This window comes from Gemmatimonadaceae bacterium, from assembly GCA_019637355.1.
Taxonomy (GTDB): Bacteria; Gemmatimonadota; Gemmatimonadetes; order Gemmatimonadales; family Gemmatimonadaceae; genus Pseudogemmatithrix.
Genome location: JAHBVT010000001.1, coordinates 799,260 through 810,777 on the forward strand (window position 1 = coordinate 799,260; position 11,518 = coordinate 810,777).

Consider the following 11,518-nt stretch of genomic DNA (forward strand, 5'->3'; position numbering starts at 1 on the left):
GTGCGCGCGCTCCGGCTGCTCGCGCTCGGCGCCGCCGTCGCACCCGCGATGCCGGCGCAGGAGCTCGTGGTCGGGGCGGGCGCGCGCTATACGACCGTCACCGCGGCACTGGCCGCCGCAGCACCCGGTGCGACCATCCGCGTGCGGGCCGGGACCTACCGCGAAGCGACCTTGGTCATCCGCACCGACGGCGTGACGCTGCAGGGCGAGCCGGGCGCCATCTTCGATGGCCAAGGTCAGCGCGAGCTCGTCGAGATCCGCGCCGACGACGTGACCGTGCGCGGCTTCGCGTTTACGAACACGGGCGTCGCCCATATGGAGGACCGCTCGGCCCTGCGCGTCGTCGAGGCCGCGCGCTGCATTGTTGCGGAGAACCAATTCACCGAGTCGCTCTTCGCGATCTACCTCCAGCGGGCGCTCGACTGCGTCGTGCGCGACAACGACATCCGCGGCGGCGGGGCGGGGGAGTCTTCCAACGGCAACGGCATCCATCTCTGGCACTCCACCGGCATCCAAGTGCTGCGCAACCGCGTGCGCGGCCAGCGCGACGGCATCTACTTCGAGTTCTCGCGCGGCGCCGTCGCCGAGGACAACATCAGCGAGGAGAACGCCCGGTACGGGCTGCACTTTATGTTCTCCGATTCCTGCCGCTACGCGCGCAACGCCTTCGTGCGCAACGGCGCCGGCGTCGCGGTGATGTATAGCCGCGCCATCGAGATGGAGCGCAACGACTTCCGTGACGCCACCGGCAGCGCCGCCTACGCGCTGCTGCTCAAAGAGATCACGGACGGACGTCTGGTCGGCAACCGCTTCGTCGGCAGCTCCACCGGCCTCTACCTCGAGGGCGCCTCGCGCCTGGAGATCACCGGCAACGAGTTCCGCGGCAATGGCTGGGCCGTGCGCCTGATGGCCGACGCGCTCGACAACCACTTCACGGCCAACCGCTTCGTCGGCAACGCCTTCGACGTCGCCACCAACAGCCGAACCGTGCGCTCCACCTTCGAGGGCAACTGGTGGGATGGGTACCGCGGCTATGACCTCGACCGCGACGGGCGCGGCGACGTGCCCTTCCGCCCGGTGCGCTTCTTTGCCCTCGTGGTGGAGAAGCATCCGGCGGCGCTGCTGATGCTGCGCAGTCCCGTCACCGTGGTGCTCGACGCCGCCGAGCGCGTGTTCCCGGTGCTCACGCCCCCGTTGGCCGACACTGCGCCCTTGATGAGGCCCCCGCAATGATCTCGCTCGACGGACTCCGCAAATCGTACGGTACGCGCCCGGTGCTCGACGGCGTCTCGCTAGCGCTGGAGCCGGGACGCATCACGGCGCTGGTCGGGCCCAACGGGTCCGGCAAGACGACGCTGATCAAGTGCATCCTCGGGCTCGCGCGCCCTGACGCCGGCCGCCTGCTGCTCGACGGCAAGGTCGTGGACCGCGATGGTCGCTATCGCGCGCGGCTGGGCTATGCGCCGCAGGCGCCGCACTTCCCCGCCAACCTCGCCGTCGGCGAGGTCTTCGCGATGCTGCGCGCGCTGCGGCCCGGTACCGCCACCGACGAGTCCCTGCTCGACGCGTTCTCGCTGCGCGCCGAGTGGGAGACGCCGGTCGGTACGCTCAGCGGCGGATGGCGCCAGAAAGTCTCGCTGGCCGCGGCGTGGCTGTATTGCCCGGACGTCTACATCTTGGATGAACCGACCGCGGGCCTGGATCCGATCGCGGCCGGTCTCCTCAAGCACGCGCTCCGCAGCGTGCGCAGCGAGGGCCGCACCGTGCTGATCACCTCGCACATCCTGAGCGAGCTCGAAGAACTCGCCGACGACGTCGCCTTCCTCACCGAGGGCCACCTGCGCTTCGCCGGGCCGGTGCCGGCCCTGCTGGCGGCGACGGGCACGAGGCGCCTCGAGCCGGCCATTGCGGCGTTGCTGCGCGGCCTCAAGGTCTCGAGCGGAGGCCGCGCGTGAGCCCCTTCCTGCTCGTCCTGCGCGCCGGCGTGCGTGACCTCGCCCGCAATCGCTGGCTGCTGGCCTACGGCCTCGGTCTCGCCGCCATCGCCGAGCTGCTCTTCGTCTTCGGCGGCGCGGGTCAGCAAGTCGTGCTCTCGCTGCTCAACGCCACGCTGCTGCTCGTGCCGCTGGTGGCGCTGGTCTTCGGCACGATGCACGTCTACGCCTCGCGCGAGTTCATCGAGCTGCTCCTCGCGCAGCCGTTGCCGCGCACGGCGGTGTTCAGTGGCCTGTATCTCGGGCTCACGCTGCCGTTGGCGGCGGCGTTTCTCCTGGGCGTCGGCGTGCCGCTGCTCCTGCACGGGGCGGGCGCCCAAGCGCCCGTGGCCGCGCTCGTCTCACTCGCCGTGGCCGGCACCTTCCTCACGGCCGCCTTCGCCGCGCTCGCGATGGCCATCGCCCTCGGCAGCGACGATCGCCTCAAGGGGATGTCCCTGTCGCTCGGCGCGTGGTTCCTGCTCACCATCGGCTATGACGGCGGCGTGCTCGCCGTGGTCTCATTGCTCGGCGCGTGGCCGCTCGAGAAGCCGATGCTCGCGCTGATGCTCGGCAACCCCGTGGACGTGGCGCGCGTGCTCGTCCTCACGGGCCTCGATACCGCCGCGCTGCTCGGCTACACCGGTGCGCTGTTCCGCCGGGTCTTCGGCGGCGCGCTGGGCCCCAGCATCGCCATCGCCGCGCTGGCCCTGTGGACGGCGCTGCCCATCCTGCTCGCCCGGCGTCGCTTCCTGCGGCGCGACTTCTAGCGTACCCCCAACGGAGTATCCCGATGATTCGCCACACCATTGCCTTCACGTTCATCGCGGCGCTCGTCGCCTGCGGTGGCAAGGAAGGCTCCGACGCCGGTCGTAGCGCCGGCTCCGCCGCCCCGGCCGCTACGGTCGCGCAGGCCTCGTTCGATCCCGCGTCCATCACGCCAGCGATGATCGCCCTCGGTGACTCGATCTTCCACGGCAAGGTGGGCGCGAGCTCCTGCCAGGCCTGTCACGGCGCCGGGGGCAAGGCCGGCGCCGCCGCGCCTGACCTCACCGACGGCAACTGGCTGCACAGCGACGGCTCCTTCGAGGGCATCTACAACACCATCAAGGCCGGCGTGATGACCCCGAAGGAGTTCAACAGCGTGATGCCGCCGTACGGGGGCGTGACGCTGACCGAGGAGCGCACGCGGGCGGTGGCGGCGTATGTGTACTCGCTGGGGCATAAATAGGACGGAAGACGGATGACGGACGCTGCAGTCAGGGGCGACACACCGATGATTCGGCGTGCCGCCCTTTCTTGTGGCTTCCGTCATCCGTCATCCGTCCTGTAATCTCTCACCCACCGCTCCACCCGCTCCAGCACTTCTCGCACCGTTATCCGCTCCATCCGCCCCGCCCGATTCTCCATACTCGCCGCGTATTCCTCCCCCGGCTCCGCGTACGCATCAATCGCCAGGTCAGCGAACCTCCGGTACGGTCCGACGCGCTTGGGATTGGTGTAGCCGAGCAGTGAGATCACCGGCGTCCCCAGCGCCACGCTGAGGTGCAGCGGGCCAGTGTCAGGCGAAATCACCAGCGCGCTGCGCTCGATGATCGCCGCGAGGCCGCGCAGGCCGCCGTCGCCGAGGGCGCTGGCGGGCCGCACGCGCGCGCGCTCGAAGATCACGCGTTCGGCTTCGACCTCGCGCGCTGAGCGTCCGCCCACGAGCAGCGGCTGCAGGCCAAAGTCGTGCCACAGCGCATCGCTCACCTCCGCCCAGCGTTCGGCGGGCCAATCCTTTGCTGCCTTGCTCGTCGCGACGACGAGGGGCGCGACGGGGCGATCGAAGCGCGCAAAGAACTGGTCCTGCCACGCACGCTCGGCGTCGTTCCACGGGCCGATCTTCCATTCAAGCGGTTGTGCCGGAACGCCGAGCGCAGCGAGGAACTCGAGGTACTGGTCCTGCATATGCTGCAGCGGATGCGGCGGCAGGCGGTGCGTGCTGAACAGCCAGGAGAGATCGCGGGCGCGTGCACGGTCAAAGCCGAGGCGAACCGGCGCCGGCGCGAACGAGGCCACGATGCCGCTCTTGAGGTAGGGCTGCAGCACCAGCACGAGATCGAATCGTCGCTGCTGCAGCAGCGCGCGCACGGCGGCGAAGCCGCGCCAGCCGGCGGCGCGGTCAAAGGGAATCACGTCGTCGATGCTCGGATGCCCCGTGAGCAACTGCGTGAGCGCCCCGCGTTGCATCACCCAAGAAATGCGCGCAGCCGGGTGACTGCGTTTGATGGCGTTCACCACCGGCAGTGCGTGCACCGCGTCGCCGACGGCGGCGAGCATCACGATGAGCACGCGGTCCAGCGGCACCTGTGCAAACGGAGCGGTGGTCTCGCGGTTCATCGCGCGCCCGCCTTCCAGCGCTGCAGGCGCTCGAGCACGTCGTCCACGCTGATGCGCCCCATCCGGCCGCGGCGGCGTTCCCAGATCACCTCGTCCGGAGGATCACTCGCGTCCGCGAAGGCATTCACCACGAGGTCCAGCCCGCGGCCGTAGGGGCCGGTGCGCTTGGGATCGGCCTGCGACATTAGGCCGATCACCGGCTTGCCCAGCGCCACGGCGATGTGCATCGGCGCGGTGTCGAGCGAGAGCACCAGCGCCGCCGCATCGAGAATGCCGACGAGGCCGCGCAGGCCGCCGCGTCCGAGTGCGTTGAAGGGCTTCGACGTGCGTGCGGCCGCCGTGATCGCCGCGGCGGTGGCCTGCTCGCGCGGGCTCGGGCCGCCCACGAGCACGGGGCGCAGGCCGTAGTCGCGCGTGAGCGCATCGCAGACCGCGGCCCAGCGATCGGGCAGCCAGTCGCGGTCGGGATCGCTGGTGCCGCAGACGATGGCCGCGTACGGCGCGCCGATCTCCTCGACAAGGGCCTGCTGCGCCGCGCGCTCGTGTTCGTACGGACCGAGGTTCCAGGTCACGGGCGCGTGCGGTACGCCGAGGTGGGCGAGGAACTCGAAGTACTGGTCCTGCACGTGCCGTCGCGGTCCGGCGGGGATGCGGTGCGTCGTGAACAGCCAGTTGAGGTCGCGGGCGCGCGCGCGGTCGAAGCCCAGCTTCACCGGCGCGTGGACGAAGTGCAGTGCGAGGCCAGCCTTAAGCGATACCTGCAGGGCCAGCGCGAGGTCGAAGCGGCGGTTGGCCAACGCGCGGCGCAGTTCGGTGTACGCCGAGAGTCCCGTGCCGTAGTGGAACGGAACGATCTCGTCTACGTCCGGGTGCCCCTGCACCAGCGAGGCCGGCCCGGGCTGCAGCAACCAGGTGATCTTCGAGGCCGGCCGCGCGCGCTTGAGCGCCGTCAGCACCGGCAGCACGTGGACACTGTCGCCGACGGCCGACATCATCACGATCGCGATGCGGTCCATCGGCACCGCCAACGTCACGGCGCGTCTCCCTGCGAGGGCCGGCGCAGCGCGCGTGCCTCGAGTGCGGCGATTTCCTCGTCGCTGATGGCGAGGCCGAACTGCTGGCGCGCCTTGCGCAGCGAGCGCGTGAGCCGCGCGAGGTTGAGGGCGGTGGCGCGGCCGTCTCCGTCGCGCAGGAAACGCACGCGGTCCACGTCTAGCGCGTAGGCGCGCCAGCCGCTGCCTTCGCGCGCCAGGTACACGTTCTTGGCGTTGAGGTCCTCGTGGTGCGCGTTGACCAAGCCCAGCGCGCGTACCAACGACGCGGCGGCGGTGAGCATCGCGTCGCGCGTCGTGGCGTCCGCCGTGCGCCAGAGGTCGGGAAAGTCGCCGCCGTCGGGGAGCCGCGCCGTGGCGACGTCGCAGCGGCAGAAGCCCGGGCCCGCCGGGTACAGCGCGTAGGCCACCACCGCGGGCGTGGGCACGCCGGCGGCGCGCAGGCGCTCGCTGGCTTCCAGCTCCCAGGGTGCACGGCCGGGCCAGAGGAAGCGGTCGCCGGTGATGGCCGCAAACATCCCGCCGTGCCGCGCGTGCCGCACCACCACCGCCGGGCCGCCGCGCGGCAGCGTGGTTCCCCAAGCCGTCGCGCGCCCTTGAAACGGCCTCGCGCCAGGCACCGTGGCCGCCCAGCAGTGCAGCGTGCGCGTCTCCTGCAACGCATCCTCGACGCCGCGCACGGCGTCGTGGCGCGCGATCACCGTCGCGTCGCGCAGGTCCAGCCGCCGGTAGCCGGCGGGGGCAGCCGGCCCCGCGTCACTCACCGCTTGACGCGGAAGACCGGCAGGGCCTGGCTCTTGCCCTTGAGCTCCATCGGCGGCAGCTCCTCGAGCGGTGGCGGCGAGCCCAGCGACTGCCGGAAGTGGTCCGAGAGCAGGATCTCGCCCGGGCCGGCCTTGCTGCACAGCCGGCTGGCGACGTTCACCGGGTCGCCGATGACCGTGTACTCCAGGCGGCGGTCGCTGCCGATGTTGCCGGCGAACACGTCGCCCACGTTCAAGCCGATGCCGATCTGCAGCTGCGGACGGCCCTCGCTGGCCCAGCGGGCGTTGAGGCGCTCCAGCTCAGTGATCATATCCAGCGCCGCCAGCATCGCCCGGTCGCAATCGTCCGGCTCGCCGATCGGCGCGCCCCACTGCGCCATCACCGAGTCGCCGATGAACTTGTCCAGCGTGCCGCCGTGACGGAACACGCACTCCACCATCTCGGTGAAGTACTCCGTCAGCAAGCGCGCCATCGTGTCGGGGTTCATCGTCTCCGACAGCGCCGTGAAGCCGCGGATGTCGCTGAACAGCACGGCCACGCGCCGCTTGTCGCCGCCCAGCTTCACCGCGTCCGGGCTGCTCGCGATGCGCGCCGCCAGGTGCGGCGTGAAGAAGCGCTCGAAGTTGCTGCGCGCCAGCATCTCGGCCTTGATGCGCTCGGCGAACTGCCCGTTCTCCAGCGCCACCGCCGCGATGCCCGAGAAGGCGATCAGGAAGTCCAGGTCCGTCTCGCCGAAGCGCTTGAGCGAGAAGTTGTCCACGTAGATCACGCCCAGCGCCTTGTTCTCGCTGCCGATCAGCGGCACGCACATCGCCGAACGCACCTTCTGCAGCACGATCGACTGGCCGGTGAAGCGCTGGTCGTCGCCGGCGTCGTCCGTCAGGATGGCGACCTTGTCCACCACCGCCTGAGTGGCGATCGATTGCGGCACGTCGCCGCTGGCGGCGGCGCCGCGGCGGTCGCGCGAGATCTGCGGATGCAGGTGGCCGTCGCGGTCCATCAGCAGGATGGCGCATCGGTCGGCCTCCAGCGTCTGGAACGCATACTCGGCGATCTTCACCAGCAGGCCGTGCACGTCGGTGGCCTTGGTCAGGCCCTTGGCGACCTCGAGCAGGATGGCCAGCTTGCGGCGGTCCTTCTCGGCCGGGTCGGCGCTGGCGGCCATCGCCTTGTTCACCGAGCCTGAGTCGCCGCTCAGCGCGCCTTGCTCACCCGTCTTGGGAATCTGCCGGACGATCGTCGCGCCGGCCGGCTTGGGTGGCGCTGGCGGAGCGGCGGCGACAGGTGCCGGCGCCTCCACCTTCTCCAGCTTGAACACCACCTTGCCGAAGGTGATCTCGGCGCCCGGCGCGGCGTGCGTCGAGTCCACGCGCACCCCGTTCACGAAGGTGCCGTTGCTCGAGCCGGCGTCGGTGATCTCGATGCCGTTCTCGGTCAGCTTCAGGTCCGCGTGCTTGCGGCTGACCGTCGGGTCCACGACGGGGCACTCGTTGGACACCGCGCGCCCCACGCTGTGCGGGCCAGCGCCCTTGAGCTCGAACTTGAAGTCGTTCCCGACGCCGATCAGGCGAAAGTGCATTGTCCAAATATGACCTAGGCGCGGCCCCCTCGCACCCGTCCGATGGCCGTCAGCATCGCGCGGGCCTTGGCGGCGGTCTCCTCCCACTCCGCCGCGGGGTCCGAGTCGGCCACGATGCCGGCCCCCGCCTGCACGTTGGCGCGGTCGCCGGCCAGCACGCAGGTCCGGATGGTGATGCAGAGGTCCATCCGGGCGTCGCCCCAGCCGATGTGCCCCACCGCGCCCGCATACGGGCCGCGGCGCTCCGGCTCCAGCGTGTCGATCAGCTGCATCGCCCGCACCTTGGGCGCGCCGGTCATCGTCCCGGCCGGAAACACGGCCTGGAACGTCGCCAGCGCCGAGCTCGCGTCGCGCAGGATGCCCTCCACCGAACTCACCAGGTGCAGCACGTGCGAGTAGCGCTCGACGACCATCAGGTCCGGCACCGTCACGCTGCCATAGCGCGCCACGCGCCCCACGTCGTTGCGGCCCAAGTCCACCAGCATCACGTGCTCGGCGCGTTCCTTGGGGTCGGCGAGCAGCTCGGCGCCGCGCGCGGCGTCTTCCTCGGGCGTCGTCCCGCGGGGCCGCGTGCCCGCGATCGGCCGCACCACCACCTTCCCGTCCGCCACGCGCACCAGCAACTCCGGCGAGCTGCCCACCAGCTCGAGGTCCTCGAGCACGAGGTGGAACATATACGGCGACGGATTGAGCACCCGGATCGCGCGGTACAGCGCCGTACCGTCAAAGTCCCGCGGCAGGCTGATGCGCCGCGCCAGCAGGCACTGGAAGACATCCCCGGCGAGGATGTGCTCCTTGATGCGGCCGACGTGCTCCAGGAAGCGCTCCCGCGTGGTGTTCGACTCGCCTGCGGCGGGCGCGGCATCGCCGTCGAGCTCCAGCGGCGGCAGCGCGGGGCCACTGCGCAGGCGCGCGACGGTCGCGGCGATCTCCCCTTCGGCCTGCGCGTAGGCGTCGCGCAGCGCGGAATCGCTCGGCGTCGCCGGCACGGCGACGCTGGCCACCACGCGGGCCTGCGCCTTGAGATTGTCCACGATGACCACCGTGCCCGTGAGCAGGAACAGCGCATCGGGGCAGGGAATGCCGCGCGGCGGCGCGTCGGGCAGGCGCTCGATGTGGCGGACGACGTCATAGCCGAAGAAGCCCACGCCGCCGCCCCAGAACGGCCCCAGCTCCGGCACGTCCACGGGGGCGTGCTGCACGAGCTGCGCGCGCAGGTCGGCGAAGGGGTCATCGGGCCGGCGCGCCCCGTGCCAGCCCTGCGCCGGCGACCAGTCTTCGACTACGCCGTCGCTGAGGCGCCAGGCGCCGCGAGGTTCCGTGCCGAAGAACGAGTACCGCGCCCAGGTCTCGCTGCCGGCAGGGGCCGATTCCAGCAGGAAGGCGAAGGGCCCCTGCCGCAGCCGGTGGAACGCGCCCACGGCCGTGTCGCCATCCAGCAGGATGTCGCGCCACACGGGCACCAGCCCACCCGCGCGCGCACGGGCGGCGAAGGCCTCGAAACTCATTGCGCGACTTCCCCCGCGCGGTTGTGACTGCCCATACGCTCCGCAATCTTTGAATGATGCCACTCCAGCGCGCGGCGCTCGCCGCGGCCGCCCTGGCCCTCGCCGGCGCCACCGTCCCGCTCGCCGCCCAGGCGGACTGGAACGACGAACGCACCCAGCAACTCGTCGGTGCCGCCATCCAACGGCGCAGCGTCCAGCTCGCGGACACCGCGCTGCGCGACTACACCGCCCGCGCCTCCGGCACGCTCACCTTCCTCGCCCAGTTCGGCGACGGATTCCTCTCGCGCCCGGTCGTCGTCAAGGCCGACCAGATCGAGCTCGAAGTCTATTGGGGCGCGCCCGACCGCAGCAAGCAACGCATCGTCGGTCGCCGCGATACCCTGCTGCTCCCCACGGACCTCGCCTACCACCGCGACCACCTCGGCATCATCCAGAACAACTTCCCCGACATCATCCGCCTCGGGGACGGCGACGAAGTGCTCGACGTCATCCACCCGCTGAGCCCGGCGGGTCCGCTGGTGTACGACTACGCCATCGCCGACTCGCTGGTCATCCGCGGCACCGGCCTCGACCTCAACGTCCTGATGGTGGACGTGCGGCCCAAGGATCCCCGCCGCCCCGCCGCCGTCGGCGCGCTGTACATCGACCGCGCCACCTCCAGCGTGGTGCGGATGACCTTCTCGTTCACGCGCGCCGCCCTGCGCGACCGGCAGCTCGACGACGTGTCCGTGATCCTCGAAAACGGCCTCGTGGACGGACGCTTCTGGTTGCCGCGCCGCCAGGAGATCGAGATCCGCCGCTCCGCCAGTTGGATGGACTTCCCCGCCAAGGGCATCATCCGCGGCCGCTGGGAAATCTGCTGCGTCGAGACCAATCGCTCGCTGCCCGCACCGCTGTTCCTCGGCGGCGAGATCGTCGAAGCCGGCCCGCCAGCGCAGTTGCGGCAGCACCCCGCCTTCAGCGGCAGCGTGCTCGATGCCATCCCCGACGACGCGCGCGCCCTCGACGACGTCGAGGTGCGCGCGGTGCAGGAGGAAGCGCGTCGCCTGGTGCAGGAGGCGGCACTGCTGCGCACGCGTGGCGCGAATCTCGCGGCAGGGCGGATCTCGGATTTCGTGCGCGGCGACCGTGTGGAGGGCCTCGCCTTCGGCGCTGGGCTCTCGCAGCGGCTCGGCGGCGGATTCACGGCCCGCGTGCTCGGGCGCTACGGCAGCGCCGATGAGCGAGCCAAGGGGCGGGGCAGCCTCGCCTGGCAGCGGGCCTCGGGCTGGTCGCTCACCGTCGAGGGCTTCGACGACTGGCAGCAACTCGGCGAAGTGCCCGAGGTCAGCGGTGTCAGGAATACCCTTGCGGCGCAGGAGTTCGGCAGCGACTGGACCCAGCCCATCGGCGCCGTGGGCGGCGCGCTGCGTGCGCAGTGGGCACCGCCGGGGCGCGGTCGCTGGTCGCTGGAGTGGCGGAGGCAGAACGAGCGCGCGCTGGAGCAGCGCGCCACGCCGGCCTTCGGTCGCTTTGAGCCCACGCTGCCCGCCGCCGCGCTCACGCGCGACCTGTTCACGCTCGGCTACGAGCGCAGCGGATCGCTCGGGCGCACGGCGGCCGTGGGTGCGCTGCTCGATTCCGATTGGCGATTCACCAGCCGCCTCGGCGGCAGCCAGTGGGCGCTGCGCGACGGCTCGGCAGAAGGCAGCCTGCTCCGTGCGGGCATCGACCTAGAACTCTCGTACCCACTCGGCGGCACGCGCCTGCGGCTGCGGAGCATTGCCGCCGCCACCAGCGCCGGCGGTGTGCCGCTGCAGGATCGCGTCCTGCTCGGCGGCCCGGTGAGTGGCCCAGGCTACGAGTTCCACGCCTTCGCCGGCCGCGCCGGCTTCAGCCAGCGTGTGGAACTGCAGCGCCGCATTCCGTTCGTCCCGATCGACCTGGGCCGCTTCGGACGCGTGCCGGGGAGCCTGGTTCTCGCGCCCTTCGCCCACGCCGTCTGGGTGCACGACGACCTTGGCGGGCGCTCCGGCTGGTCGCCGGCACTGGGCGTGGGTGCCATCGGGCTCTTCGACCTGCTCCGCGTGGACGTGGCCCGTGGGCTGCGCAACGGTCGCTGGACGTTCTCGCTGGATCTGAGTCGCAGCCTCTGGCCCGTGCTGTGACCCGGCCCAGAATGCGGAGTCCGGGAGGTAGCCGCCCGACGCCGCTGACGTATCTTTGTGACGGCAACTCCTGACACGACCCCGAGGACCTCGAATTGGGAAGTAGCGCAAA

10 protein-coding genes are annotated in these 11,518 nt (G+C 71.1%); 5 read left to right on the forward strand and 5 right to left on the reverse strand.

Annotated features, from left to right (window positions below):
- Genes nosD through KF689_03610 form a run of 4 tightly spaced genes read left to right on the forward strand, consistent with a single transcriptional unit; the run spans position 1 to position 3,204 of the window.
- Positions 1–1,233 carry a nitrous oxide reductase family maturation protein NosD gene (nosD, locus tag KF689_03595; protein ID MBX3132462.1) on the forward strand — a complete coding sequence of 411 codons (1,233 nt, stop codon included), beginning with the start codon at positions 1–3 and terminating at the stop codon, positions 1,231–1,233.
- A complete protein-coding gene (locus tag KF689_03600) occupies positions 1,230–1,955 on the forward strand; it encodes an ABC transporter ATP-binding protein (GenBank protein MBX3132463.1) in 726 nt (241 codons plus the stop codon). Before nosD ends, KF689_03600 begins: the two co-directional genes overlap by 4 nt.
- The gene (locus KF689_03605) at positions 1,952–2,743 is read left to right on the forward strand and encodes an ABC transporter permease subunit (protein ID MBX3132464.1); all 792 of its coding nucleotides are present in this window, start codon (positions 1,952–1,954) and stop codon (positions 2,741–2,743) included. The genes KF689_03600 and KF689_03605 overlap by 4 nt, the downstream gene beginning before the upstream one ends.
- Before the next feature lie 23 nt (positions 2,744–2,766).
- Complete coding sequence (locus tag KF689_03610; protein ID MBX3132465.1) at positions 2,767–3,204, forward strand: c-type cytochrome; 438 nt, start codon at positions 2,767–2,769, stop codon at positions 3,202–3,204.
- 80 nt (positions 3,205–3,284) lie between these two features.
- Here KF689_03610 and KF689_03615 read toward each other — a convergent pair whose 3' ends face one another.
- The 5 genes from KF689_03615 to KF689_03635 are packed head-to-tail and all read right to left on the reverse strand — an operon-like array spanning position 3,285 to position 9,259.
- Positions 3,285–4,355 carry a glycosyltransferase family 9 protein gene (locus tag KF689_03615; protein ID MBX3132466.1) on the reverse strand — a complete coding sequence of 357 codons (1,071 nt, stop codon included), beginning with the start codon at positions 4,353–4,355 and terminating at the stop codon, positions 3,285–3,287.
- Complete coding sequence (locus KF689_03620; protein ID MBX3132467.1) at positions 4,352–5,389, reverse strand: glycosyltransferase family 9 protein; 1,038 nt, start codon at positions 5,387–5,389, stop codon at positions 4,352–4,354. Before KF689_03620 ends, KF689_03615 begins: the two co-directional genes overlap by 4 nt.
- Positions 5,386–6,171, reverse strand: a complete 786-nt coding sequence (locus KF689_03625; GenBank protein ID MBX3132468.1) for a hypothetical protein — start codon at positions 6,169–6,171, stop codon at positions 5,386–5,388. Before KF689_03625 ends, KF689_03620 begins: the two co-directional genes overlap by 4 nt.
- The gene (locus KF689_03630) at positions 6,168–7,751 is read right to left on the reverse strand and encodes an FHA domain-containing protein (protein MBX3132469.1); all 1,584 of its coding nucleotides are present in this window, start codon (positions 7,749–7,751) and stop codon (positions 6,168–6,170) included. Before KF689_03630 ends, KF689_03625 begins: the two co-directional genes overlap by 4 nt.
- 14 nt (positions 7,752–7,765) lie before the next feature.
- Positions 7,766–9,259, reverse strand: coding sequence for an anthranilate synthase component I family protein (locus KF689_03635; GenBank protein MBX3132470.1), 1,494 nt, complete (start codon positions 9,257–9,259; stop codon positions 7,766–7,768).
- Between the two features lie 56 nt (positions 9,260–9,315).
- Between KF689_03635 and KF689_03640 the strand changes: the two genes are divergently transcribed.
- Positions 9,316–11,406, forward strand: a complete 2,091-nt coding sequence (locus KF689_03640; GenBank protein ID MBX3132471.1) for a hypothetical protein — start codon at positions 9,316–9,318, stop codon at positions 11,404–11,406.
- Positions 11,407–11,518: the final 112 nt, after the last annotated feature.